Source organism: Mesorhizobium sp. LjRoot246 (genome assembly GCF_964254115.1).
Lineage (GTDB): Bacteria > Pseudomonadota > Alphaproteobacteria > Rhizobiales > Rhizobiaceae > Mesorhizobium.
Genome location: NZ_CAXUSN020000002.1, coordinates 1 through 23,635, shown reverse-complemented (window position 1 = coordinate 23,635; position 23,635 = coordinate 1). Strand labels below are relative to the sequence as shown.

Genomic DNA, 23,635 nt, shown 5'->3' with positions numbered 1-23,635 from the left:
GCAATCAATTGCTAACGTTGGCCATGGCGCATAAGCTGACACTGGCCCGATGAGCGCTGTCGGGGACGACAGGATACCGTAGTGGGCATTGAACCCCGCCATGTTGAGATGCTTGCATCGATCGAGTCCCGCTACTCGGACTTCGATCTGATGGCCGCAAGCGCAGTCGACTGGGACCAGAAATACGACCACGTCGGCCGTGGCAAATTCACAGGCCGCCTGACTCAAGCCGTTCTGAACACTTTGCAGCTTGGCCGTGAAAGCTGGAGCCCTGGAATCATGTTCCGCGGCAGTGCCCCGCCTCGCAATTGGGTCATCGCGTTTCCCATCGTCGCCGAAGGTTCGGTTCACGTGCGAGGCCGCGAACTGGCGTCAGGCCAACCGCTCCTGGTCGGACCATGCCACGACATTGCTTTCACAGCGAACGGGCGGACCGACCTCGCCTTGGCAGCAATCCCGGTCGGCCAGATCGAGCGGTGGATGCAGATCCGCAGAGGCGAACCGGGTCTCGGTCGGAAGTATCTGGACCGGCCGTGGAAAACTGCCGAGCGCGAGATCGTGCGCCGCGGCATCGCGTTGGCCAGGCTTCTGAAGACGCTGGTGGACCGTGGGGATGACGCAGTCCCCGAGCCGGTTCTGGCGGCAATCGAAGATCAGGTCGTCGATGTCGTCCTGGGAATCGTGCCATCCACCGAGGTTGCGGAGCCGCTGCACCGGAGGGCCCGTGTGGCTCTCAGACTGCGCGACATGTTGCTTGGCAGCTTGGACACTCCGATCAGCATCAGCACCATGTGCGAGGTGCTTGGAGTGAAGGAAAGAACGCTGTTCCTAGCTTGCGTGGAGGCATTTGGACGTTCGCCCAGGGCCCTGCTCCTTGAACTGCGTCTCAACGCTGTGCGGCGCGTCCTTGCGCATCCCGCCAACGACCAGACGGTCACTGCCGCTGCGGGCAGCCTCGGCTTCTGGCATTTCGGCGAGTTCGCCGCCGATTATAAGCGGCAGTTTGCAGAACTGCCTTCGGCCACACTCTCCAAGGCTTCCGGCATAAATCAGGCCGCAGCCGCAAAGCTGCACTGATGCGCGTGTCCGCTCGGGGTCAGTTCACGACCTGAATCCCAGCAGGTTGAATGTCCGCATCTTCGTTGCGAAACCCAGAAGCTGCCAGTCCGTTAGCGGCCCCATCTCAGTCATTTGCTAACTCGCGCCGGATCGACCGCTCACGGCGCTCCTTGCTCGTTCAGATGGACGGGACGAACCGTACTTTCCAACCGCTTCCGCGACCTTCCCGCGCGATGAATCGCTTGGGTCGCCAGATCTCATTTCGCGCTACACTTCACTTGTGAATTTGACAAACGGACCGATCATGTACCAAGGCGAATGGCAGGTGAGCGATCGCTGGCATAGCGGGGCGGTCGCGACGATAAGGAGCAGTCGCTATGCCGATAAAACCGCCGCTTGATCCCAATGTCGCGGACGAGGCACCCAAATCCCCAATTCTAACGGGCTATGACGAAGAACACTTTGTGACCTATCTGCGTTTGCTCGATGCAGCGGCGGAGGATGCCGATTGGCGCGAAGTGGCGCGTGTCGTACTGCATATGGATCCTGACCGCGAACCGGACCGGGCACACAGAGCTTCGGAAACCCACCTGGCGCGGGCCTGCTGGATGACGACGACCGGACGTCAGTATCTTTTTCAAGGCGGCGCGCCGCACTGACTTTTCAGGGTCTTGACTAATCAACGCCCTGCAAGGCCGTCTCGAGATCGCGCAAGCCGGCGTCTGCTTCCGATTTATTGTCCGCCTTCGCGGCGACCTTGGCGGCCCGGCTGATTGCCTCCGCAAGCTTTGCCTGTGCTTCTGTCGATACTGCCTGGTTGCGCCCGGCGGCGCGCGTAATCGCAGCCAAGTCAGGCTTGTTCCGAGGGAGGGTTGGCCGACTGGTTGATGGTTTAGGGTTAGCTGCAATATAGGTCGTCACGGTGACCGGACGCGCCGGCGGGGGAGGGCGCCTGCCAGCCTTGGCCGCGAAAACGGCACCGCGGGGCCGCGTTAATGCCGGCGCCGCTTCGTTCGCGCGCGCAAACCGCGGCGGAACCAACATGTCACTAGAACCGGGACTCGGCGGTGGTGCTGCTTTCCGGCCGGCCTCCGGTTCCTTATCCACCTTGGCGGCCGCCGCCTTGAAGGCCGGAATCGGCATCCAGGCACGTTTCGACAGCTCAGCGTCGGCAAAATAGAAATTGCGGGTGCCGAAAATCGCATGCGAGCCGCGAGGAAGGATGATGCAACTGTTCCGGCTCATGGTGCGAATCTCGTCGGGGCGCATCAGCGACCGACGGACCTGCTTCACATGCACTGTGCGCGTGTGATGCATGTCGAACATCGTCGCTTGGGTCTTGCTGACATCCTTCTGTACCTCCATGCGCTCGCCAAGGGTGTCGGAAATGTATTTCAGGTCTTCGGCGTCCTGCGCGCCGAAAAACACCTGGACCCGCGCGGAGTTGACCAGCGTCTTGCGGCCTTCCTCGCGGTAGATGGTGTCCACCGACTTGAGCGACTGGACAAAGAACCAGGTCGGCACGCCATAGCCGCCGAGGATGGTGGCCGCTTCCATGACGTTTTCAAGTTTTCCGAGGTTCTGAAACTCATCGAGCAAGATCAGGACGCGATGCTCACCCCGCCTGGGCACCTCTTTCGCCATATAGTTCATCAGTTGAGTGATCAGGACATTGAACAATGGCCCGATCGAGCGGATTTGCTCGATGCGAAAGTCCAGATAGAGCGAGACCTTGTCCCGCTTGAGATTGCGGATGTCGAACGTGCTCTTGTCGGTGGCGCGCAAAAGCCGCTCGTTCATAAACGGATTTAGGCCTGTTCTCACGCTGCCGAACAGGCCAGAAAATTGCTTGTCCGACATGTCGGCGTAGCTGGCGAGCATCTGTAGCGTGTAGTCGGAAAGTTCCCTCGCTTCCTCGTCGCGGAGTGCCTGAATCCATTCCAGGAACGGTCGGTCGGCGCCATTCATGATGCGGAGCGCCTGGCGCAGCGTTCGCTGGCTGTCCTCGAGGCGGGGCGTCTCCATGACGTAGGAGATCACGCCGGCAAAGAGCATGCGACCGTCGTCGACCCAATAGGTTTCGCCTGCCGTAGGGCGCGGGAAGAGCGCGGCGGCAATGTTGCGGATGTCGATGTCGCGCTGGTCGGTGTCGAGGCTAATGAAATCGAGCGGATTGTAACATTCCGTCTCGCCTTTTTCGTCGGCCGGCGAGAACCGGATGACCTTGGAAAAGGTCGAGCGATAGCCTGCTGTCGCCTGATAGGTCTCGCCCCGCATGTCCAGCACGACGAGCGAATCCGGCCAGAGCAGGGCATTCGGGATGACCAGCGCGGCACCCTTGCCTGATCGCGGCGGCCCGACGACGAAGCCGCCGACGTCGTCGCCATCGACCCAAAGCTTTTTTCCGCCTATGAACTTCGGCTTGGTCAAGTGCCTCTTGTTAGAACCGCGTTGGGTGAACGCGCCGATGACGTTCACAAGGCTGCCGCCCACGCGGCCGATGAAGACGCCGCCGCGTTTCGTCAAACCGGCCCGATTGACTTCCGCCAAGCTAAGAAATTTGGCATCGTTCGATGCCTTGCGCGACATCAGCACGGTCATGACCGCCAGCACCATCACGCCAATCAGCGCCAGGCCGGCCGCATAAAGCGCCTGCTGATAGCGGCCGAGAATGGCGACATCGGCGTGGGCGCGGCGCAGCGTGGCAAAGGGATCCTGGTCGAGATGCTCAATCAGGGCAAAGGAGCCCGTTTCGTACCAATGGACGCCGGCATAGGCGATGGCGAAAAAGACAACGCCCACGGCCACGACCATGAGCGTCACGACCAATCCCTTGATGATCTGTGCCATCGGCCCTCATTCGTCCGCCTTCTTAGAATCAGCCGAGGCGTTCGGCCTTTGTGAACTTAATCTCGCTCACAACGCGCCGGCCGGCATCGCGACGCGAGAGGTGGACCACGATCGGGATCACTTCTTTTAAGTAATCCATGATCTCGTCGCGCGAGAGCTTCACACCGCCCTGCATCACCATCAGCGCCAGGCGCTCGTAGGCGGCGCGCGCCGAATTGGCATGCACAGTGGTCAACGATCCGGGGTGTCCCGTGTTGATCGCCTGCAGAAAGGAAAAAGCTTCCGCGCCGCGCAGTTCGCCGAGCAGCAGCCGGTCCGGTCGCATCCGCAGCGATGCCTCGAGGAGACTTTGCGCGTCGACTTTCGCCAGGCCTTGGTCGCCTTTGGAGGAGAGCAGGGCGACCGTATTCGGCGTGACGGGCTTGAGCTCGCGCGTATCCTCGATCGTGATGATCCGTTCGCTCGAAGGAATAAGCTTTAGCAAGGCGTTCAAGAAGGTCGTCTTGCCGGTCGACGTCCCGCCCGAAACAACGATCGACACGCGGTTCTTGACCGCATGCTCGAGAAACTGCATCGGATCGGAGCCGCCGATTAGCTCAACCAGTTCCGTTTCTTCTTCCGACAAGCCGAGCTCATTGCCCATGCGCGTTTCTTCGAAGGCGCCGCGCTTGGCGTAGTCGTCGACGGTCATGTCCATGATGACCTGCTTGCGGATCGAAATTGCGCCGCCGTCCGGAGCTGCCGGCGGCAGCACGAACTGAATGCGCTCGCCGCTGGGGAGCGCCGCCGAGAGGATAGGCTTTTCCTCATTCACCTGTTGATTGGTCGAGCTGGCGACAAGTGTTGCGAGATTGCGAATCCATTTGTCGGTCAGCCTGGCGTTGGCGATCCGCTCCATTTCCGTTGCGCCAAGCCGCTCGACAAAGATTTCGCCCGGCCTGTTGACGGAAAGCTCGGAAACATCGTCCTGCCGTAGCAGTTCGTGAAGCGGTTCCAGTTCCATTTCCAGAATTGGGAACTTGGCATATGGGCCCGACGCGGCGACCGGGTGTTTGATCATGTTCATTTGGTCACCGGGGGTGCTGCCGGAAACCAGTTGTCCTTCGGCGTCATGTAGAGGGGAACAGGGTCGATCGCGACACGCGGCTTGCCGCCGCGTTTCAGTCTCGCCAGCTCTTCTTGGACCGGATCGGCGTAGAGCTCCGAAAAATCGAGATCGCGCCGCACAAAAACGATCACCGACGTCCCTTGGTCGACATAGATCGTCGGCGGGATGTTGCGCGAATCCTCGAAAGCCTCCTTGGCAAGTTCGGTCATCGTGCTTGCGGAGCGTTCGATAGCGATCTGACGAGCTTCCTCTTCCGTCCTCTCCGGATCGATCGTGATCGTTGTCACTTCGCCAGTGATAGGATCGACACGGGTAATGGTCTCCTGGCGCCGGCCGCCGCTCGGGTCAGCGAGCGCCGAAAGGTATTCCGCCGCACCGCCAACGATCGACAGCACGATCGCCGAGCCGAAGCGCTCCAGCCAGTGACGATCGACACGACCTGCCATGCCACCACGGCCAAGGCTGTCAGCGCCAGGCGAACCGATGTTGACCGACACGCCGTCGGACCGGATCATCCGGTTCCAGACGATAAAAACGCGCGTTTGGCCGCGCGCAATGCCGGACTTGTATTCGCCGGTCAGCCGAGATCCCTTCGGGATCAACACGCGGCGGCCGTCAAGGGAATACACATCCTCGCGAACAACCGCACGGACCATGCCGGGCAGGTCCGTGTTGATGGCCGTTTCAAGAAACCCGCGGATCATGGTGCCCTCTGCAATCAGGGCATCCGTGCGGTAGTTCTTCGTCGCCGTCGCCTGAGCGTTCCGACTACTTTCGGCCTGGGCGAGGAATGCCTTGTTGGGGTCCAGGTCTGCCCCAGGGACAGGACTGAGCTGTCCGTCGCCGGCGATGGCCGCGGCCGCGTCGCCTGTCGGGGCGTCCTGTTCCCCGTCGGTGACGATCTGGTTCGAGCGCAGCCGCTCCCACAGCTCCTTTTCTTCCTGCTCCTTGCGCTTGCGTTCTTCCTCCGCCAATCGCGCTTCCTCCTCCCGCCGACGGGCCTCTTCCTCGGCACGTCGGCGTGCCTCGGCCTCGCGCATTTGCTGTTCGAGCAAGCGGCGCTGCTCCTCGAGATCGACGCCAGGCGCGACCGTCTGGTCGACATCGGTCGACTGTTGCGGCGGCGGAGTCGGAGGAGGCGGAATGACAATCTGGTCTTGCGGGGGCAATGCCGTCGCCGGCGTCGCCGGCTCGCGCGGCTGAAAAGTCGAGGTCTCGAAAGCCTCGTCCTCGTTCGATGTCGCGTTCCGGTCGGACGGCCCGCTCGGCCAATTGATATACAACAGGCCACCGGCCAGAAGCAGCCCGATTCCGGCTATGCCGAGTTTCGTGCCCAAACCTGCATTTCGCCGGGCAACCGGGCTACCGCCGTCGAGCTCATGATAGTCTATGTTCGACATCAGCGGTTCCTCTGTTCGAACTGCCCACGCTCGCTCTTCTTGTCGAGTTTTGCCGGGCCATAAATGTCTCCAATCGGGTCCGGCATGCGCTGCGATGGGGATTGACGGTTGTAGAGGCACAACGTCTTGTCGCCGGCCCGCAGGGTAAATTGCTGCGCAACCTTGTCGATGATCATGTATTCGCCTTCGGTGCGCAGGTTCACCAGAGATTCACGGCCTTTGGCTTCGACAACAAAGATCGCCGGCACGTCGCCTGTGAATTGCAGGAACATTTTCGTTCCGTCATCGAACACGACGCGCGGCTTGAGCGCGTCATCACCGCGATAGGCATAGTCGTAATTCAGCATCGACGGGTCGATGTTCTTTAGCGATGGATTGCGGACGCTTTCTTCGGCCTGGGCGAGGAGCCGCGCGTTCACGTCCTCGTCAGGGTATTTGAAGCGAACATGGAACGATGCCCGCAGGGACGGTTCGCGCGAGCCGACCAGGAGCAGAGAATAGACCCGCTTGTTGGTGACGATATTGACGTTAGTCTCGGCCCTTTCGACCAGCGGCTTGACGAACAGGATGCCCGATCCCTTCTTCGGGACGATCGACCAACCGATCGTGTCGCCGGCCGAAATCGTTTCGATTACTTCCGTCGGGCTCAGCTGGATCATCGTCGAGACGCCGATCGCCGCCTGGACCGTCACGACATTGTCGTTGTTGAAGGTGACGTAGCGAATTCGGTTGTCGCGCGACAGCGCCGGGCCTGACAACGCAACGCAAAGTGCGGCCGACAACGCGACCGTTCTCGGCCGCCACCTCATTGGACCGTCCTGTCGGCCGGTGCGGCCTCGGGCAGCGATTCCTGGTCACGCCGGTATTCCGTGATCTGGAAGCCCAATGGATTGTCGAACCGATACTCGTTCTTGAGCGGCGTGCTGGTGTAGCGGAATTTGACGACCGCCACCCAGTGCTCACGCCGCGTCGTGTTCTGCCGTTTCTCTTCGGTCGAAAGGCGGACCGTTGCCGTCGTGCGATTCAGGAACGACACCGACTTCACCGTGACGCTGATGGTCGTGTCGGTCCCGAAGCGCTTGTCTTTGGAGTTCGGATTTGAGGGCGTGAATTCCCGCACGAGATCTTCGGCGGCTGCTCCGGTCGAATAGAGCTGCGCCAGATCGAAATTCGATTTGATCATGCGCGGGTCATAGGTCTCGCGCGCCCTGATATAGCGCACGATGTTCGCCGCCGTGACCGCTTCATCCTGGGCCAGGTCACCCGGTTTCAGGGCTCGCGCAATTTCGAGGTAGCCGGTCGTCTTGTCGACAGCGACCATATAGGGCTCGTATTGCTTGAGCGGAAAAAGCAGGACGAGCGCCACCAGTGAGAGAAGCGCCATGACGCCGAAGACCCCGGCCAGCAGCCAAGCGAATGTTCGTGACCGTCGTAAACGGCGATGGGTGTCGTCTTCCCACGATTTGCCTTGCTGGTAATAACGCTGGTCGACCAAGCCAGTTTCAGTCGGTTCGTTTGACACTTTAATTTAGCCTTGCTTTCAAACTCGCTTCTCGCCGCCGTCAGATCGCAAGCGATTGATGACGAATTCGGCGCGTTCTACCGTCTGCCCGTGGGCCCTATAGCGAGGACGCGTTTTTGGCCGTCTCGCGTTGAATGCTTGCCTTCCCCAAATCAGCCGCAAATCGGGGGCGTCCTTCAGCTGATCTCCTAAGGAGCGAACTGCCAGCCCGCGTCGCGGTCCGCGTAACTGCGTTGTCCACCGTTCCCCTTGCCGAGCGCCGAATGCCGTGAATGGCTCCGGCGGTACCTATCGGTCCACTCCCGGTCAAAATGCCCGCGATGATGGGTATTTGTAACAGAACATAGAACCCGACCAGCGTGACCAGCAGGAGTGGCATCACGTGAGAAAGCTTGCCGGTTATGTCGGTCCCGGCGCCGCCCTCCATCGCGGAAACGGAGAGCTGAACCATGTAGTAGTAGAAACCCAGGAAGCCGTAGATCAGCAACTGCTGCACCACCAAATTCGCAGTGACGGAGAAAAAGCCTTCGGTGAATTTGAAGGAATAATTGAAAAGGGCCATGATGATCCACACCGGCCCAAGAGCCAGGATGATGAAAAGAAGGACTTTTGCAGCGATAATCGCCGCTACGGCGACGCCGATGAATAGCAGCGTAAAAATGATGATGATGATCGCCAGAAGGGCGCCGAAGAAATCGGTCAACACTGACGTGTAGAGTTCGGGCACCACCCGCAACGTCGCTTCGTAGAGGGCGTCGAACATTGCCGGCACAGCATCGACCGATGAGACCTGAGTGCCGGTCGTCGACGAAATCGTTTGGACGATGCGGTTGGCCAGAACTTCCGGGATCGACTGGACGAGCGTATAGATCGTCTCGGAGAACGGAGCCCAGTTCGTGACCATCCAGTAGATGAACATCGCGCGGCCGAGGCGCCACGCGGCCTCCAGCGGCGAGGCCGTCGAGCGGCCGAAAATCTGCATGTAACCCCAAATGACCACGTAGAGGAGCAGCATCGCGAAGAACAGGTTTTCGCTATAAAGGCCGATGCGCTTGTACAGGACCTCTACAAAGCGAGCCCCGGCCTGATCGACACCGCTCAGAAGGTCGCTGATGATGGTCGAAACGGGGCTCATGTCTTATTCCGACATCACCTTGTCGAATGCCGAGTTTGCCGGCTTCAACTCGCCGCACTCGTCGTTGGCCGCATACGAGGAAATCGGGCCGCAAGGCGCCTTGAGCTCACGGCCAGGTCTTGCGCAGGCAGTTGCCAGCGCGGCGATCATCAGCGCCAAAAACACCCTAGAATTCATGAGCTTTCCCGCCGTGAGAGTCTCGATCGGCGGCACCGTTCCCCGGACCGGTGCCGGCGAACTCGCCCCCATAAGGCATTCGCCTACTGCGAACCACCGGCATCCTTGAACGGGTTCACATCTTTGAATTGCAGCAATTTTTGTACCTGAGATTGTTGCGTCAGCCGGAATTTCAGGTCTTCGTTGAGGGCCGATACCGCGCCGTTCTGGACGCCGATCAGCTCATTGATCGAGCGCGCGGTTTCCAGCTGCATGCGCGTGTTTTCGTCCACCGAACCCTTGACGTTCTCCGCCTGACCGATTTGGCCGGTCGCGGACTGCAACGATTGTTCCCGGGTCGTCACGCCTTGGGACGCTTGCTGCGTCAGTGCGGCCAGCAGTGCCGAGGTGTTGACGCTGCCGCTGTAAAGGCTGTTCACGGTGCCTGGGTCCTCACCCTCGATGACGGCTTTCAGCTGCTTGACCAACTGCAGGCCGTTGATCACGGCGCCGGCGATCTGTTGTGCCTGACCTCCAAGCCCGCCAAAGGAAAGCGTCCCGCCATTGAGAACCGATCCGAATGATGGTGCGGAGGCGATCGACATTCCCCCGCCGAGACCCTGTTGACCGATGCCGAGCGATCCGTTTCGAGTCCCGGAAAGTGCCTGCAGGATCTCCTTCGACTTCTCGAGGATGTCGTCATTGCTCTTCATGATCGAATTGGTGTTCTCGGCGTTCTCTCGCGCGACATCCAGATTGGCGCCGTCGATGACCGCGATTTGCGCATTCCCGAGCGCAGTCGACGCGACCAGGAATAACAATGCTGCAACAGTCCGTTTCATAATGGGGGCTCCTTTCAGTCTATTGCGCGTTGCGTTGCAAGATTTCCAAAGCACCCGCCGCCGCGTTGGCATTTGGAACCAGTGTGTTTTCTTCAGCGCCGCCCGGTCCCACGACGCGTTTGGCGCAGCCGGGCCACAAATGGTCCGGCACTTCCAGCTTGCCCAGGATGACGGGATCGCAGGTGAAGGGGTTTTCCGTGCCCGCACTGGTGCCGAATTTAGACACCTGAGAAAGCTTGGTGTTGCGCTGCAGAAGACGGGCGTTCAACAGGTCGTTCACCGCTGCGGAGCCCTGGACTAGCTGGTTGAGCAGGTCGGCATTCAAACCGCGCGCCGCGGAGTTTTCGTCCCAAGCGTCCATGTATTCTTCCTTGGTCCCGACACCCGCCGCCAACGTCTCGATTAGGCTGGAATACTGCGATCGCTGCGCGCCGCTTGTTTCGAGCCCCGCGGCCGTCTTGTTGACGGCATTGACACCGCCCGTCTGCGCAGAACCGGCAGCACCGGTGCCGCTGACCTGGATGCTGAAAGGCGGCGGCGCGGCCGCCGGCGCCTTACCCGACCCCACATACTCATTGAAATAACCGTGCCAACGCCCGACGCCGGCGGCCCAATTGGCCTGTTCGGCCGCCGTCGAACCGTTGTAGGAGGAGGCAAGGCATGCGTAGTTCGTGCCGCCGCACTTCTTGACCGCCTGGCTCAGCAGCTTAACCCCGCCCTCAATGTTCTGTTCGTTGATGTCGCGATCGAAGCCGAGGCCACGTCCGGTCCCCTTGGTGAGCTGCATCGCGCCTTTCACGCCGGTATGGCTGCCGGCGCAGGTGTCGAAGCGCGCTTCCTGGTAGGACACGGACAGCGCCAATCCTTCCGAAATGCCATACTTCTTTGCGTAGTGCCGGATGAGCGACACATTGCCGGCATCATGCGCGAGCGCCTGTTGCGGCGAGCGCCGAAACATTTCGTTCCGGTATTTGTTCGAATAGGTGCAGACGACGGCCTTGCGCTGTCCAGTTTCAGACTTCTTGTCCTCATTGGAACTGTCGTTCTGGAACTCATCTTTTTTCCGCTCGACGAGGTTGGGATCGTCTTCAACAGCGATCTGTGCCAGACCAATGCTCGGGGCGATGAGCATCGGCGCCGTCACGGCCGTTGCGAACAATACGGCCGTCGGGCCGGCTCTACGCTGCCTGCTCATCCGCTTCCGTCTCCCATCCACAAAAATAGGGGAGCCACGCGGTCGGCTCTTCGCCATAGCGCTTGCGCAGCTCCTCACACTCGCGAACTGTCTTTTCGTTGCCCGACAGGACCTTCACCAGGTCCGGCATCGTCGAAAGGTCGAGTTTGGCGACGATCGAATCCGACGCATGCTTCACAAGAAACGCGCGGCTTTCCTTCGCCGTCTCCCTGACAAACCGAAACTCCTTGGCGGTTAAGGTGAACCGTCTGCGGTAGGATTCCTGATCGGCCTTGGGGTTCGGGAAGAAAATGTTGGTGGAGGTTTGCTCAATCAGCGTGTTCGAGATTGCCGACTTTGCAACATCGTCCGCGGATTGGGTGCCGAAGCCGACCACGCCGTTGCGCTTTCGGATCGTCTTCAACAGGTCCTTGATGAACTCGACGAAAACGTCGTCATCCAGGAGCTTCCAGCCTTCATCAAGGAATACCAGGAACGGATCGCCGTTTATCTCCTGGTCGATGCGGAAAAACATATAGAGCAGCGCCGCCGTGCGGATTTTCGGCTCGTTCAGGATTTTGGTCATGTCGAAGCCGACCACCGCCGACGAGAAGTCGAGTTGGTCGGTCGCATTGTTGAAGAGCCAGCCTCTGCTCTTCGTGTCGAGCCACGGCTCGAGCCGTTGTGTCAGGTCGTTCATCCCCGGTTGCAAACGACCGCGCAGAAGCTCCGGCAGCATCGAAAAGACGCGCCGCTCTTTCGGAATCCTGAAAATCTGGTCGACCGCATCGCCGATCACGCGGATCTCGGCGGGCTCCAATGTGCCGTTGTCAGGCTTCAGCAGATATTGGAGCAACGTATCGACAAATGACCGGTTTTCCGGCGTGTCATCCAGCTGCAGGGGCGCGAACCCGGTTTGAACACCGGGCTGCAGAACTTCATAGCGGCCGCCGAGCGCCCGTACGAAGATTTCCGCGCCGCGATCCTTGTCAAAATATACGCAGCGCGGCCGAGGCTCGACCCTCATGCTTTGAGCAAGCAGGAAGGACATCGCCACGGTCTTGCCCCAGCCGGTCGGGCCAAAAACCGTGAAATTTCCCACGTCGTCGACATGGAAATTGAAATAGTAGGCCGTTTGGCTTGTCGTCTCGAGCAGGGCGATCGGACGTTTCCAATGCAGCCGGTCCTTCTGGCCGGACGGGAAATTATGCCCCGAAAACAGTCCCGCGAAATTCATCGACGAGATCAATGCCTTGCGCGCGATGTAGCTGAAATTCCCGGGCAGTTGCGCCCAAAAAGCAGGCTCCATATTCATGCGCTCTCGTACCGGAATGATCGCCAGACGCGACATTTCCGACTGCACGTCGGAAATTGCCTTGTTGAGCTCCGGAACTGACCGAGCGACCACGCAAACGGTCAGATGATGGTCGCCGAACACGACTTCGCCTTGCGCCAGCTTGTCCATGCCGTCGTGAACGGATTGCTCGACCGAGGTGCCCCCTTCATCAGAGCCGACAACCTGTCGACCGATCTTGCGGATTTGGCCTATTGCGGCAACGCGGTCCTCCAGGGCGAAGGACTGTGTAATGATGATCTCATGAGGCAAACGAAGAAGCCCGTCGAGGCCGCCCGGCGTTGTGTAGGGGGGATACTCCTTCATGGAGATCATCGCGGCCAATTTCGAATTGGAGGGCTCTGCCCCCTTGATTTCGATCGCCTCGCGCCCGAACAGCAGTTGCCGGGTCGGAATTGCCTCAGCCAAGCTCATTCGGGGCAGCGGGACTTCCACCTCATCGGCGCCCGCCAAGATCTTCGCTAGAAATTCCCCAGGCTCTGAAAATACGCTGGCGTTGCGCTCGACCACCCCAAGTTTGCGTGCCCCATAGGCGCCGAAATCCTGCACGATGCTGTCGGTCACATCGTGCAGTTCCTTGAGTGCTTCGGCGCGGGTTTCCTCGCCGGCCGATTGCAAACGAAACTGATCAAAGATCTTGTCCACCCAGCCGATCTTGCCGGCCATCGGCCGGCGTATGACCGTCATGTAAACTTCGTTGACGAACAGGTTTTTGGAGGACAGCGCCTCCATGTAACGCGCGTCCAGCTCAGCGACAAACGGGTTGTCGAAGCTACCTTCGATGTCCGGCGTAATGTGACGACGAATGATCGTCGCATAGACGGCAAAGCGCGACGACGAGAGATTGCGGAATGTGGTGTTGCGGTTCAGGACACGGGCGTTGAGCTCTGACTGGTCCATCGTCTGGAACGGCAGACCGCCCATGCGGATGATGCAGGCCAGAAAGCCCGCCTTGGTCACCAATACATTATCATCCACATGACGCAAAAAAGGGACGTGTTCACTCACGCCCTGCTCTTTTTTGCGCTGCTTGCCATATTTCAAATCAGCGTTGATGCTCACGGAGAATAGCTCCTGGCTCCCCAAAACGAGGTGTTTCCCATCGCCCGCTTGGTCAGAAAAAGGCGCTCGAAAATATGAAACATGTGAATGTCGCGCTGACACAGATAGGCCGACACCCCGTGGCCGATCACGGCCACGAGGGGCGGAAGCAGAATGTTGCTGGTGGCGATGAAAAACACGACGCCGATCAAACCGTTCAGCCAAAAAATCTCGTAGCGCACCCCCAACACCATCAAGGGGCGCGTTAAGGCGAGGCTCACAGGCTCGGCCGTCGGCAGGTCGTCTTCGTTGTCGTTCATGGTCTTAGCTCGAGGCGGTCTCACGGATTGCGTCGACCAGTGTCGAGGCGCCAAACACGAAAGCGATGCCGACGACGATCGAGAACGCCAGCGGCCAGGCCAGGCGGCCGGTCATTGCCATAAACCCGAGGAAACAGACCGCGATGATCGCAATAGAGCGCGCGATGTTGCCCTGCAGGACGCCGACCAGCCAATCGAAAACACCTTCGATCGGCGCCGCGTCCTGAGCGAAGGCGGCGACCGGCTGCAAAATCGTGCCGATTGCAACGGCAGCCGCGAACTGCAGCGTGAATTTACTCCACTTCAATGACATGTCCGTCCTTCCACGCATTTTCGATTTTCCCTTCTCCATTGACCTCAAACACGTTCGCCGGCTGCGACGAGCCGACCACGGCTGACAGCTTCCAGCGGTTGAGAACCTTGATGATGTAGCCGGCTGTCTCCGGAAACTCCGGAATGCCCCGGCTCTGACGAACGTTTGCAGGCCCGGCGTTGTATGCGGCGAGCATCAACAGTGGGTCGCCGAACTCACCGTAGAGCTGCTTCAGATATTTGATGCCGCCGCGAACGTTCGCCTCGACATCACACCTGTCACGAACGCCAAGATCGCCCGCCGTTCCCGGCATCAGCTGCATGATCCCCACGGCGCCCGCCGACGATTGCTTGCGCGCCGCGCCATGCCGGCTTTCGACCCAAGCCACCGCATCGGCCAGGTCAGCATCGACGCCTTCCTCCGCCGCCACCGCGCGCACGAGGTCGCTAACGGCCTTGCTGTCGACTGCCGGACACTCGGTTGCCGCTGGCGACTGCGTCTCAGGCGACTGATGACTCAACGTCACGGTGTGCGCGGCAGGCTTCTCGTTCCGAAACGCCGCTGCCATGCGGGCTGCTACATTTACCGGTTGCAGAGCCTGCCGAGGGACGGCATCCTGCGCATGGCCCTGTGTTGCTAGCGCAACCCCCGCCACAAGAATTCCGACGAACGAAACTCTGGCCATTGCGTCGCTCCGGTTATTACTTTAACTTACGTCATAACCGCGCCAATCCTGCTCGTCAACAAGCGACTACAACCATGGCTTTCTTTCTCGTCGGTAATTCGCCCCTTTTGCTGCTGACCATAGCGCGGGCGACCTCAGCGCGTCCAAGCCGCCCGTGTTGCGCCTTCGGCGCTGCCCGCGCCAGCCGCTTGACGCGTTCGGTCAGCCGCGCCCAGATGCAGCCATAAAACGGAGAATACCGTCATGAAAATGTTCGTTTCCGCCTTGGTTGCCGCCGCTGCATCGATGAGCGCGGCATCCGCCCAGGACGAGCCGTCACCATTCGCCGAACCGAGTGTTGAATATCTCAGCCAGTTCGCCGAACCCCACAAGAAGGTCTTCGTCCTTGAACGCTACGATGCATCCGGCAAGCTGTTCGCTCGCGACGTCGACGAGATCTCTTCTCCCGTCGAAATCATTGACGCGACCCATCGCAAGATCAACGGCGTCGAATATGTCTTGCGCGGCCTCACGTCCTGCCCGTCCAAGAAGGTCATCTACAATCGGGTGCAGACGTGGGATTGCAAAGACGCCGCGAAAGATGACGCCGGCACGATCTACAACAAGCGCGCCAGCGTAATCCTTTGCAAGACGCTGGTCCTGCAATCGACGCCCGGAACGCCCGATCCTGTGTCCTGCTTCGCCCGCGTTGGCCAAGGGTCGAACAACGATCCGTTCCTCGTCGCCAACGACGACGACTCGATGGTCTTCCAGGGCTTTGCTCAGATCGCTGTTGACAAGAAGGGCAAGCCGCTTCGCCCCGACCTCCTCGAGTCGGCCGTCATAGGAAAGGAAATGGGCCTTGGCGATACGAGCCAGTGACATTCTTTTGACGGCTACGACAATCGCCGCAACCTTGCTTCCGGCCTATGGCCAGCAGGTGGCATCGAGCTTCGCCGTTCCTAAGAATATCACGTTGCAGACCGGCGACACCTGGGAGTCCGATGGTCAGGTCTACCGCCTGTATGGCGTCCAGTCATGTATACGCGGCAGCATAGCTACGGACGCTGCCGGTAACAAACACGACTGCGGAAGTCTTTCGCTGGCCCAGCTCGGAGGCTTGTTTCAGACGGCGGCAGTGACTTGCCAACCGATCGGGCGAGCGCGGGACGACGCGATTTTCGCAGTTTGCGCCGCCGAGATCGAGGGTTCGACAATCGATGTTGGCACAGCCATGATTTCTTCGGGCTTCGCCTTTGCGGCAACCTATCCCGATGGCAACGCTGTCAACATGGGCTATGTTGTTGCAGAACTGACGGCAAAAGGGGCCGGTGAGGGCTTGTGGGCTTATAAATTCCCACATCCCGTCCAGGCGCTTCTGCAGACCTCGCAGCCCACGGCTTCGAAAGGAGCTGGCCAATGACCATGCCAGATTCCCACTACAATCGCCCTATGACAATAGTGCATTCGGAAGGGCTGGAAGCGCAAAAGCAAGCTGAACGCGATCTCGCCGATCTCCACAGCGGTAACGGTTGGGCTGTAGCCGCCATCATTTTCCTTTTGGCTCTCACGTGGGTTTGCAATCAATTTCCCTCTCTAGGCGATTTGCTGCTTAGTTTTTGGCACTCATGAACGGCATCGCATCCTGCGCCATCGCTCTCGTGATCGGTATCGCCATAGGAGTTGGCGGGACCTATGCACTGACATCGTCGGCGCCTGGGAACTCCCAATGGGAAATTCCCACTGAGGAAGAAGCTCGCGCGTCGCTTCAAGCCGCCAAGCCCAATGATTGGCCGAATCTGCAATTGTCCTTGGGGCAATGCGACAAAGACACCTTGGGACCTGGTGTACGATGCGCCGTTGACGTTACCTATGATGGACTCGGCGGCCAAAGAAAGAGACAATCCATCGTCGGCTTTTCTAAAACCCCAAGCGGCTGGATGGCCTCGCTCTATCAATAACCGTCACGAGCTGGAAAACGACTGCAAAAGCGTCTCCCAGTCCTTCTCGTCCAAACCGCTCGCACCGTCGCGCAGCAGCGTCCGCACATAGGCCGCCTTGGAGCAACATCGACCATTGTCGAAGCTCTGATTAAGGCACGGACGTCCAAGTTCCGCGATGCGGAAGCCAGTCCCCTATCCTTTCCACATTGTCGAACGGAGAAGAGCCTGCATGTGCTCTGCCAAGTCGAGCTCACCGCGGCCCTCGATCCTCAAAAGATATCTGGCCTTGGCCCGGCGATCACCTTCCCTGACCGCAGGATAGGCACAGACAGCCAGCAGTGCCCTTTCCTCGGCCCGGCTGGCTCTGTCGTGTTCGCGATTACTGCCGTCCCTTTCTTGGATTGCCTTGCCGAACGCCGCGTACGTTGCCTTGTGCGCCTTTATCAGCGCCCGCAGGTCGCGGGACGGTTCTCGGTCCCGGCGTCGCGGCTCTCCGGCGTGAGCCGTTGCCGCAATCGTGGAGGCGATGACGGCGCTCCCGGAGCTGAGAAGCAAGGCGCGGCGGTTGATCCCGGACATGGTGAACTGTCCTTTTCACTTCATGGCAGGCTGGCAGATCGGTATCGTAAACACCGGCCGACCGCGCTCATCGTAGCACGACAGTTGGCGCATTCCTGTCAGGATGGGTCGCACTGTCGTCCGCCTTACAGCCAGGGCATGCCAGTGCGACCGCCTGGATCGGGCTTGTCGCGGACCAGTTCGATCGATCAATTCCCCTCGGAGGTCGAACGCGAAAAACGTTTACCTTTGCGGAAGTTCACTCGCGCTCGGCCGAACTCACGCCCATGACCCAACTCAGACGTTGGACGAACATCTGCTTCCCATGCCAGCCAGCATCGACACAACTTCGGGAGACGGGTGCTATTTCTGCCCGCTTGCAAACCGGTATTCCACCTCTATCTGGAGCGGTCCTCCCGTATCGCCGACGTCGCGCCGCACATCCTCGCGCACGGCGCGTTTGACCTCCTCGGGGAGCGACACGAACACCTGCCCGGCGGAACCCCAGCCTCGCTCGATGTGTTCGAAGTACTCGTTGAAGGATTGTACACCGAAGTGATGAGTGGCGGTGGTCACCTCGACGTCGTGAAAGCCGGCATCAACGTAGAGGGCCCGCAGTCGCGCCGCATCGCCTAACGAAAACACTTGGGATGCCGCTGGCGCCAGCGAAGCGGCATGGCGAGCAATGATTGGATGGATTCGAGTATTGTAGGAGCGCTCTGGCACAGTGTTGACGGATACAGCAGCGCGTCCACCGGGGCGGAGCACGCGGTGGAACTCGGCGAGACCGCGGGCAGGATCCGGGAAAAACATCAGCCCCAAGCTGCACAACACAGTATCGAAGGTTTTAGCAGGGAAGGTAAGCGCTTGACCGTCGTCGACGCATACCGACACGTTCGGAGCGCCGGTCAGACGTTCCTGTGCCCGCGCCGCCATGTGCGGTGAAATGTCTGCCGCCGTGACGTGGCCACTCGCTCCAACGATTGCGAGAGCTGCCTTAGCCGCCAATCCCGTGCCAGTCGCGACGTCTAGCACGCGCTGGCCGGAGGCGACATGACCGGCTCTCAGGAGGAAGGGGATGAAGTGCGACGAGACACGCGCAAACGCCCGTTCATAGCCGGCGGCGGCGCCGGCGTCGTACATGAGCTGTGCCACGTCCTGTCCCTCTATCTCAACAGCAAACACTACCTTCCTCGTCAGCCACAGCAAAGGCGGTTTCGTCTCCTTCTGGCGCTACCTGTGCATTCCGGCAGTCGGCTCAGACAGCAAGATTCCACCCCTTTCGCGACGGCGAGGATGGCGCCTTCTGAAAAATCTTCGTTTTCTGGCAGGCACCCTTTGGCGTTCGCACGCAAGCTTTAGGAGAAAGCGCCGGCGGCCACCGGGGTACTATTCACAAACGACTGCAACAGCAGATTCCAATCGGCGTCTTCCAATCCGCTGTCGCCCTCGTTGAGCAACCACCGAAGGTGCTCGGCCTTGGCGGCGCAATCCTCGATGCTTTCGACCGCAAATCGAAGCATCTCGTCTCGTGCATGCTCTTCCTGGGCAAGGACCTCGTTCAGTCGCATCTCGAGCCGCGCTGAAAACCGACTTTCCGTCTCGCACTCGACGAGACGCCGACACAGACGCTCCACCTGCTCTCTCAACTGACGATGCCGTCGAAGTATCGTTGTCAGCGGCCTTTCAGTGATAGGATCCTCAAGGCGTTCACCATTAAACGTTATTACAGCCAGAGCCATATCGCGCATCCTCCTTGTGCGCATGTCCAAGGCTTGGAAGCGCGCTGCGTAGTTGCATCGAGTTGATAAATACGTTGATTGAGGACGAAGGCACGATAGGATACGAAGCCTAGCGAAACGGAACGAAACCAGAGCCTATAAGTCATTGTTTAGGAACGGAAAGTTATTTCTCCCCCCGCCGAGAGACGGGAGTGATTTCAAAGAATTATTCAAACGATTGGCGGCGGCGGGTGCGGGTCGGCCGTTGGGCAAAGACGGGTTTCCTGCAGGCCCATGGACGCCCGAGCTTCTTGCAGAGGCGATTTCACAGATTGATTCCAACCGGGTTGGGGTCGATCTGCGAACGGTGCAGCTTTGGTTTCAAGAGAACGAGAAGGGAATTAGCACTGCCAACATTCGTTGGCTGGCGAGGATTTTTGGATGCGATGATCCGGTCGCAACTAGCGAATGGCAGATGGAGCTTAGTGCGGCGCAATCGCGGTTATCGGCCAAGAGACGAGAATGGAAGAGAGCCGGAAGCAGCGCTGCACAGGAGATTCCAGATAAGGCACTGACCGCGACCTTCGATGACGAGACAGACTCCCCGGCAGAGTTGACACGGGATACTGACGCCAAGGGGCCGAGGCGGCGTTTTAGTTTGGCGAGGAAATCGGAGGCGTTTTTTAGTCACGGATCTCCCCTGAATTTACCGGCGTCGGTGTTTGCCGGCATGACCGCCCTCGGCTTTTTGTCCTACATCATTGGTATCCACAACGTCACCTACGAGCGAGCGGACGGGCTCGTTAAGCAGGTTGGCTTCCTTTGGGCCGTAAATTGGACACTCGACTTTATGGTGTTCTTACCGCTGTTTTTCTTCTTCGTTATAGAGTTGCTGGTCTTCTGGAAAAGTGAGGGGCGCCGAAAGCTCGCAGCGCAGGGCGATCAGGTGGAAAGCGGCGACGCCTGGTTGCGCAACGTTGACGCTTCCTCGTACACATATTGGTCGGCTTTTTTGATTTGCTTGCTGTTCGCGGGTCTTTTTCAATGGATCGGCGTGTCCTTGATCCCGTTGATGAAGGGCGGTGGCAACTATGCCATGGATTGGGGAAAAATAGCTCTTGTGCGTCCCGAGGTCATATCTGTCCCCGAAACAGTCGTTTTTACCGGGCTCGCTTACCTATACATGTGCCTAGTGTTTTATCTTTTCTTCGCAGGTCTCATTTTGCTCTATACGGTTGTTCATGATCTTTGGAGAATTGGAGGCGGATTGAAGAAGCTGCCGCATGTTGATCATCAGCAAGATCTCAATGAAGCCTGCCTCACAGTGATGCGTGGGGTTTTTCGGTGTACTGTTTTGGGGGTTCTGGTCGCCATATGGATGAAGGTCCAAAGCTCTTATCTGGCGTCCAGTGGTGAGAATATTGTGGCGTGGTTGGTCGGCGATATGTCTTCGATGTTCCAAGGTCGCGATGATGTGAGCACCGGGTTCCGCTATCGTATGCCGACGCATTACAGCAGCCTTCTTATCGTTATTTCGACCTGTTTTGTATTTCTGTATGGCTCCATCCGATTAGGTGTCGGAGGTCGATTTCATGCGCCTTTGTGGAAGATGTCGGCGGTCGTGGCGTTACTTGTTGTCAGCTACTTGTTGATCGACGCGTTTGCCGGCTTTTCGACCCTTCTGGCCATTTCAGTGCTAGTCGCACTATATGGCCTGTTCGATCCAGGATTAGGCCGCTGGCGAGCGAGCGAGTTAGGAAACGATCAGAGTGTTTCATAGTTGGCTCGATCGTTGGGACGAACGCCGGGCCCTTCGCGGAGAGGAAGGGAAGAAACCAACGGATTTCGTCCTTGACGCGGAACGCGCCTTTCCGGGTGCGAAGAGGATCACAAGTATCGAGGAATTCTGTGCCCTTGCGGACCAAGCCGTGACTGATCCAGCCTTTTTCGATGAGCCGAGTGTGAGTGATCAGGGTTTTGAAAGGCTAGATGGGTGGCTCAAATTTCCATCGGACATTTCTACTGATATCGAACAAAACAATGTCGTCTCGGCGAAAATCACAGAAAGCGGGTCGTTCGATCAGGCGATGGTGATTTTTCACCATTGGAATGCAAGCGCCCGGAATCGTCAGATTGCCGACTTTTTCTCGCGGCGTGGTATCACGGTTGTCGAGATTGCTATGCCTTATCACTTCGAACGCAGCCGTCCCGGCTCCGTGCACGCCGACTATATGCTTAGCCCGAATCTCGGTCGAACGATCCAATCTGTAAGGCAGGCAGTGTTGGATGGGCGAAAACTCATACGTTGGTTGAAAAGCGAAGGCTATCGAGAGATTTCGGTTCTCGGAATGAGCTTAGGTTCCTGGGTTGCGGCCATAGTCGCGGCACACGACTTGGCTGTGTCAAAAGCCTCGTTGTTTCTGACGGCGGGGAGTCTAGCGGATATGGTTTGGACGGGCCGCGCGACACGATCGATACGCGATAGCCTTGAGCCTGAGATTGAGCTTACCGATCTCAGAAGAGCCTGGGGTCCACTTAACTTGGAGAATTACGCGCATAGTTTGGCACGGCCTGATCTCGATCTTCAGGTTGTGTTGGCTAAGAGAGACAAAGTGGTGTTGCCAGAGCTATCGGAGAGGTTCATGCAGAGGCTGAAGGACGCCGGGGCTAGGCCAAATATTTTGGCTTTAAACTGTGGTCACTATTCGCTCGCCATGCCGCCTTACATTTTGTTGGCCGGTTTGAGCTTGAAGCGGTTACTAAGGCGCGCCCGTTGAGCGGTTTCCCTCACATTAAATCCGGGGAAGCTGTGGGGAGCGACAACGTCGCAGAGGTGAACAATTTGGCTGCTATTTGCCGGTCCGGACGCGGCGATTGGCTGGTTTCGATTGGACGGGAACAGTTCCCCTAGCGGCGAAAAAATTTCATGCCGGCGCAACGGCGGCAAGGCTCAGCTGCGTACCCCACACCGTTCTTGATCACGGCGGCTTCGCGATCGTTTTCGAGCGCCTGCAGCCCGACGCCGTGACACGATACGCAAGGCACGCTGCCTTGCTGATCCTTGCCAAGTTCAGCGGCCCACCATCGGAGTTCTCGACGCTGCCTTCGGGTCAAACTGTGCGGTGTCATCCCTTTGGCATTCCCGCCGATTCTGGAAGGCAAAAAACGCCTTGCGTGATCGAAAGCACGACCCCTCCTTTCGGTTCGACAATGGCTCCCGTCCAGGCTTGCGAGTAAGTGCGGCTCGCATCAACCGCCGTCAACCACAGGACGCGGTTGTCCGCCAGTTCGACTTTCACCTCCGCCTGCAGGGGACTGTCATTGACCGTCTGCCGGTAGTGTCGCTTGATCTTCACCGTCCCGTCGGGAAACAGCGCACGGCTGTTTTCATATTCGATCTCGAACTTCACACCGCCGGCATCGCCGATTTTGCAAGTCCCGTCTCGCTCACAGATCGTGCGGGCCGTCGCTTCGCACGTCCAATTATATCCTGACTGCCACATCGGATTGCCTGCCTGCGCAAACGTGAATCCGGGCACCAGCAGAGTGATGATCGCTGCGGGGGCGATCGCACGCATTCGAAAGAGTGACACGCTGTCATTGTTCATGGTTCTTCCGGCTCGTTTACCTCTGTCGTCGGCGTGACCAGCAACGGCCCTTGTCGCCGATGAAATCCAGTGCTGGCGCTGTTCTGATAGAACGCCAGCGTCATCGCTGCCACATGCAACGCAGCGTCAATCCCCTCGCGCTCTGCGCGTTCGCGCAGTTCCTCAAAATACATGTCCGAGATCTGTTGGAGGTCGCTCATGCAGCGATGTTAAAGTATCAACTCCTTTGTCGCTAGAGGGGAAAGGAGGGCTCTGCCCCCTCTCCCCAACAAGGCGAAAACCGGCATCCCCCATTCTTCCTCCGCGACTGCGCCGGCTCCGTGCAGGACCGGCTGCGGATCCGCGTGCGAGAATCTTGCGCCGGCCTTCGGGTGAGTGGTCCCCCTACCAGTTTTCGCCTTGCCGTCACGATCCTGAGCGGCACGCGCGCCGACTGGATCAAGAACAACGTGAACGTTGGCGACAGCTTTTACGTGGAAGGCCGGGTTGGCAAACTCGTCCAACGAAAAGGACGGCAAGACGGTCTACACGACCGATGTTATCGCGGCGATATTCACCCGCGTCCATCCTCGCTCCGAAGCGAATGAAAACACTGACGACAGCGACGAATAGTTAACGACAGGGGCGGCGAAAGCCGCCCTCCCCTGTGCAGCGAAGGCGATCGGCCGGGAACGGATGCGCCGACGGCGCAAAGCCGAACCGCCTCGGCGGCACCGCGTATTCCGAGGTTGTCGGCAATCATGTTTTTACTTTAATTTATGCGTCGTGCCGCTTACCGTGGCAAATCATCGAATCGTAGGAGAACTGATAGGCAAAAAGAAAACCCGGCGCGAAGGCCGGATTTCCAAGAGGTTGTAGCTAGAACGG

Annotated in this window: 26 protein-coding genes; 9 read left to right on the top strand and 17 right to left on the bottom strand. The window is 59.0% G+C overall.

What is annotated here, in order from left to right; translation table 11 throughout:
- Positions 1–81 precede the first annotated feature (81 nt).
- Both ACSQ3L_RS30900 and ACSQ3L_RS30895 read left to right on the top strand, forming a co-directional pair.
- The gene (locus ACSQ3L_RS30900; RefSeq protein WP_436163596.1) at positions 82–1,077 is read left to right on the top strand and encodes a helix-turn-helix domain-containing protein; all 996 of its coding nucleotides are present in this window, start codon (positions 82–84) and stop codon (positions 1,075–1,077) included.
- Positions 1,078–1,436: 359 nt separating this feature from the next.
- Entirely contained in the window at positions 1,437–1,718 is a 282-nt protein-coding gene (locus tag ACSQ3L_RS30895; RefSeq protein ID WP_436163595.1) for a DUF2285 domain-containing protein, read from the top strand.
- A 16-nt stretch (positions 1,719–1,734) separates the two neighbouring features.
- Here the strand turns inward: ACSQ3L_RS30895 and ACSQ3L_RS30890 are convergent, their stop codons facing one another.
- The 6 genes from ACSQ3L_RS30890 to ACSQ3L_RS30865 all read right to left on the bottom strand — a co-directional run bounded on the left by ACSQ3L_RS30890 (position 1,735) and on the right by ACSQ3L_RS30865 (position 9,074).
- Complete coding sequence (locus ACSQ3L_RS30890; protein WP_436163594.1) at positions 1,735–3,909, bottom strand: type IV secretory system conjugative DNA transfer family protein; 2,175 nt, start codon at positions 3,907–3,909, stop codon at positions 1,735–1,737.
- Positions 3,910–3,937: 28 nt separating this feature from the next.
- A complete protein-coding gene (gene virB11 / locus ACSQ3L_RS30885) occupies positions 3,938–4,975 on the bottom strand; it encodes a P-type DNA transfer ATPase VirB11 (protein ID WP_436163593.1) in 1,038 nt (345 codons plus the stop codon).
- Positions 4,972–6,057, bottom strand: coding sequence for a type IV secretion system protein VirB10 (gene virB10 / locus ACSQ3L_RS30880; protein ID WP_436163592.1), 1,086 nt, complete (start codon positions 6,055–6,057; stop codon positions 4,972–4,974). Before virB10 ends, virB11 begins: the two co-directional genes overlap by 4 nt.
- Positions 6,058–6,416: 359 nt before the next feature.
- The gene (locus ACSQ3L_RS30875) at positions 6,417–7,226 is read right to left on the bottom strand and encodes a TrbG/VirB9 family P-type conjugative transfer protein (protein ID WP_436163591.1); all 810 of its coding nucleotides are present in this window, start codon (positions 7,224–7,226) and stop codon (positions 6,417–6,419) included.
- Entirely contained in the window at positions 7,223–7,939 is a 717-nt protein-coding gene (locus ACSQ3L_RS30870) for a virB8 family protein (RefSeq protein ID WP_436163590.1), read from the bottom strand. The genes ACSQ3L_RS30875 and ACSQ3L_RS30870 overlap by 4 nt, the downstream gene beginning before the upstream one ends.
- A gap of 97 nt (positions 7,940–8,036) precedes the next feature.
- Entirely contained in the window at positions 8,037–9,074 is a 1,038-nt protein-coding gene (locus ACSQ3L_RS30865; RefSeq protein ID WP_352898444.1) for a type IV secretion system protein, read from the bottom strand.
- Here ACSQ3L_RS30865 and ACSQ3L_RS30860 point away from each other — a divergent pair.
- Entirely contained in the window at positions 9,052–9,360 is a 309-nt protein-coding gene (locus tag ACSQ3L_RS30860; RefSeq protein WP_436163589.1) for a hypothetical protein, read from the top strand. The genes ACSQ3L_RS30865 and ACSQ3L_RS30860 overlap by 23 nt on opposite strands.
- Here the strand turns inward: ACSQ3L_RS30860 and ACSQ3L_RS30855 are convergent.
- From ACSQ3L_RS30855 to ACSQ3L_RS30830, 6 genes are read right to left on the bottom strand one after another with little or no spacing between them, the layout of a single operon-like run.
- Positions 9,335–10,072, bottom strand: coding sequence for a type IV secretion system protein (locus ACSQ3L_RS30855; protein ID WP_436163588.1), 738 nt, complete (start codon positions 10,070–10,072; stop codon positions 9,335–9,337). The genes ACSQ3L_RS30860 and ACSQ3L_RS30855 overlap by 26 nt on opposite strands.
- A gap of 19 nt (positions 10,073–10,091) precedes the next feature.
- On the bottom strand, positions 10,092–11,267 hold the full coding sequence (locus tag ACSQ3L_RS30850) for a transglycosylase SLT domain-containing protein (protein ID WP_436163587.1): 1,176 nt from the start codon (positions 11,265–11,267) through the stop codon (positions 10,092–10,094).
- Entirely contained in the window at positions 11,251–13,662 is a 2,412-nt protein-coding gene (locus ACSQ3L_RS30845) for a VirB4 family type IV secretion/conjugal transfer ATPase (RefSeq protein ID WP_436163586.1), read from the bottom strand. Before ACSQ3L_RS30845 ends, ACSQ3L_RS30850 begins: the two co-directional genes overlap by 17 nt.
- Positions 13,659–13,961, bottom strand: coding sequence for a type IV secretion system protein VirB3 (locus tag ACSQ3L_RS30840; RefSeq protein WP_029350972.1), 303 nt, complete (start codon positions 13,959–13,961; stop codon positions 13,659–13,661). Before ACSQ3L_RS30840 ends, ACSQ3L_RS30845 begins: the two co-directional genes overlap by 4 nt.
- Before the next feature lie 4 nt (positions 13,962–13,965).
- Entirely contained in the window at positions 13,966–14,274 is a 309-nt protein-coding gene (locus tag ACSQ3L_RS30835; protein ID WP_352631185.1) for a TrbC/VirB2 family protein, read from the bottom strand.
- Entirely contained in the window at positions 14,255–14,959 is a 705-nt protein-coding gene (locus tag ACSQ3L_RS30830; protein ID WP_436163585.1) for a lytic transglycosylase domain-containing protein, read from the bottom strand. The genes ACSQ3L_RS30835 and ACSQ3L_RS30830 overlap by 20 nt, the downstream gene beginning before the upstream one ends.
- A 243-nt stretch (positions 14,960–15,202) precedes the next feature.
- Here ACSQ3L_RS30830 and ACSQ3L_RS30825 point away from each other — a divergent pair, with 243 nt between their 5' ends.
- The 4 genes from ACSQ3L_RS30825 to ACSQ3L_RS30810 are packed head-to-tail and all read left to right on the top strand — an operon-like array spanning position 15,203 to position 16,899.
- Positions 15,203–15,820, top strand: coding sequence for a hypothetical protein (locus tag ACSQ3L_RS30825; protein WP_436163584.1), 618 nt, complete (start codon positions 15,203–15,205; stop codon positions 15,818–15,820).
- The gene (locus tag ACSQ3L_RS30820) at positions 15,801–16,361 is read left to right on the top strand and encodes a thermonuclease family protein (protein WP_436163583.1); all 561 of its coding nucleotides are present in this window, start codon (positions 15,801–15,803) and stop codon (positions 16,359–16,361) included. Before ACSQ3L_RS30825 ends, ACSQ3L_RS30820 begins: the two co-directional genes overlap by 20 nt.
- Positions 16,358–16,570 (top strand): hypothetical protein, encoded by a 213-nt coding sequence (locus ACSQ3L_RS30815; RefSeq protein ID WP_436163582.1) that lies wholly within the window; start codon positions 16,358–16,360, stop codon positions 16,568–16,570. Before ACSQ3L_RS30820 ends, ACSQ3L_RS30815 begins: the two co-directional genes overlap by 4 nt.
- On the top strand, positions 16,567–16,899 hold the full coding sequence (locus tag ACSQ3L_RS30810; RefSeq protein ID WP_436163581.1) for a hypothetical protein: 333 nt from the start codon (positions 16,567–16,569) through the stop codon (positions 16,897–16,899). Before ACSQ3L_RS30815 ends, ACSQ3L_RS30810 begins: the two co-directional genes overlap by 4 nt.
- A 174-nt stretch (positions 16,900–17,073) precedes the next feature.
- On the opposite strand, the gene ACSQ3L_RS30805 is transcribed toward ACSQ3L_RS30810, so the two are convergent.
- The 3 genes from ACSQ3L_RS30805 to ACSQ3L_RS30795 form a co-directional block, all read right to left on the bottom strand.
- Complete coding sequence (locus ACSQ3L_RS30805) at positions 17,074–17,460, bottom strand: hypothetical protein (RefSeq protein ID WP_436163580.1); 387 nt, start codon at positions 17,458–17,460, stop codon at positions 17,074–17,076.
- A gap of 342 nt (positions 17,461–17,802) precedes the next feature.
- Positions 17,803–18,648, bottom strand: coding sequence for a class I SAM-dependent methyltransferase (locus tag ACSQ3L_RS30800; RefSeq protein ID WP_436163579.1), 846 nt, complete (start codon positions 18,646–18,648; stop codon positions 17,803–17,805).
- Between the two features lie 149 nt (positions 18,649–18,797).
- Complete coding sequence (locus ACSQ3L_RS30795; RefSeq protein WP_436163578.1) at positions 18,798–19,181, bottom strand: hypothetical protein; 384 nt, start codon at positions 19,179–19,181, stop codon at positions 18,798–18,800.
- 145 nt (positions 19,182–19,326) lie between these two features.
- On the opposite strand from ACSQ3L_RS30795, the gene ACSQ3L_RS30790 reads away from it, so the two are divergent.
- Positions 19,327–20,940, top strand: a complete 1,614-nt coding sequence (locus ACSQ3L_RS30790) for an RcgA family putative transporter (protein ID WP_436163577.1) — start codon at positions 19,327–19,329, stop codon at positions 20,938–20,940.
- Positions 20,930–21,937: an RcgR family putative quorum lactone hydrolase gene (locus tag ACSQ3L_RS30785; protein ID WP_436163576.1), complete on the top strand. Its 1,008-nt coding sequence runs from the start codon at positions 20,930–20,932 to the stop codon at positions 21,935–21,937. The genes ACSQ3L_RS30790 and ACSQ3L_RS30785 overlap by 11 nt, the downstream gene beginning before the upstream one ends.
- 348 nt (positions 21,938–22,285) lie before the next feature.
- On the opposite strand, the gene ACSQ3L_RS30780 is transcribed toward ACSQ3L_RS30785, so the two are convergent.
- Complete coding sequence (locus ACSQ3L_RS30780) at positions 22,286–22,768, bottom strand: hypothetical protein (protein WP_023801640.1); 483 nt, start codon at positions 22,766–22,768, stop codon at positions 22,286–22,288.
- Positions 22,765–22,968 (bottom strand): hypothetical protein, encoded by a 204-nt coding sequence (locus tag ACSQ3L_RS30775; RefSeq protein ID WP_436163575.1) that lies wholly within the window; start codon positions 22,966–22,968, stop codon positions 22,765–22,767. The genes ACSQ3L_RS30780 and ACSQ3L_RS30775 overlap by 4 nt, the downstream gene beginning before the upstream one ends.
- Between the last annotated feature and the right edge of the window lie 667 nt (positions 22,969–23,635).

Coding starts and splice junctions, on each gene's coding strand:
- ACSQ3L_RS30895 (WP_436163595.1), top strand. CDS start 1,437: ATGCCGATAAAACCGCCGCTTGATCCCAATGTCGCGGACGAGGCACCC.
- ACSQ3L_RS30890 (WP_436163594.1), bottom strand. CDS start 3,909: ATGGCACAGATCATCAAGGGATTGGTCGTGACGCTCATGGTCGTGGCC.
- virB11 (WP_436163593.1), bottom strand. CDS start 4,975: ATGAACATGATCAAACACCCGGTCGCCGCGTCGGGCCCATATGCCAAG.
- virB10 (WP_436163592.1), bottom strand. CDS start 6,057: ATGCGCGAGGCCGAGGCACGCCGACGTGCCGAGGAAGAGGCCCGTCGG.
- ACSQ3L_RS30875 (WP_436163591.1), bottom strand. CDS start 7,226: ATGAGGTGGCGGCCGAGAACGGTCGCGTTGTCGGCCGCACTTTGCGTT.
- ACSQ3L_RS30860 (WP_436163589.1), top strand. CDS start 9,052: ATGATGGTCGAAACGGGGCTCATGTCTTATTCCGACATCACCTTGTCG.
- ACSQ3L_RS30865 (WP_352898444.1), bottom strand. CDS start 9,074: ATGAGCCCCGTTTCGACCATCATCAGCGACCTTCTGAGCGGTGTCGAT.
- ACSQ3L_RS30855 (WP_436163588.1), bottom strand. CDS start 10,072: ATGAAACGGACTGTTGCAGCATTGTTATTCCTGGTCGCGTCGACTGCG.
- ACSQ3L_RS30850 (WP_436163587.1), bottom strand. CDS start 11,267: ATGAGCAGGCAGCGTAGAGCCGGCCCGACGGCCGTATTGTTCGCAACG.
- ACSQ3L_RS30840 (WP_029350972.1), bottom strand. CDS start 13,961: ATGAACGACAACGAAGACGACCTGCCGACGGCCGAGCCTGTGAGCCTC.
- ACSQ3L_RS30835 (WP_352631185.1), bottom strand. CDS start 14,274: ATGTCATTGAAGTGGAGTAAATTCACGCTGCAGTTCGCGGCTGCCGTT.
- ACSQ3L_RS30830 (WP_436163585.1), bottom strand. CDS start 14,959: ATGGCCAGAGTTTCGTTCGTCGGAATTCTTGTGGCGGGGGTTGCGCTA.
- ACSQ3L_RS30825 (WP_436163584.1), top strand. CDS start 15,203: ATGAAAATGTTCGTTTCCGCCTTGGTTGCCGCCGCTGCATCGATGAGC.
- ACSQ3L_RS30815 (WP_436163582.1), top strand. CDS start 16,358: ATGACCATGCCAGATTCCCACTACAATCGCCCTATGACAATAGTGCAT.
- ACSQ3L_RS30810 (WP_436163581.1), top strand. CDS start 16,567: ATGAACGGCATCGCATCCTGCGCCATCGCTCTCGTGATCGGTATCGCC.
- ACSQ3L_RS30805 (WP_436163580.1), bottom strand. CDS start 17,460: ATGTCCGGGATCAACCGCCGCGCCTTGCTTCTCAGCTCCGGGAGCGCC.
- ACSQ3L_RS30795 (WP_436163578.1), bottom strand. CDS start 19,181: ATGGCTCTGGCTGTAATAACGTTTAATGGTGAACGCCTTGAGGATCCT.
- ACSQ3L_RS30780 (WP_023801640.1), bottom strand. CDS start 22,768: ATGAACAATGACAGCGTGTCACTCTTTCGAATGCGTGCGATCGCCCCC.
- ACSQ3L_RS30775 (WP_436163575.1), bottom strand. CDS start 22,968: ATGAGCGACCTCCAACAGATCTCGGACATGTATTTTGAGGAACTGCGC.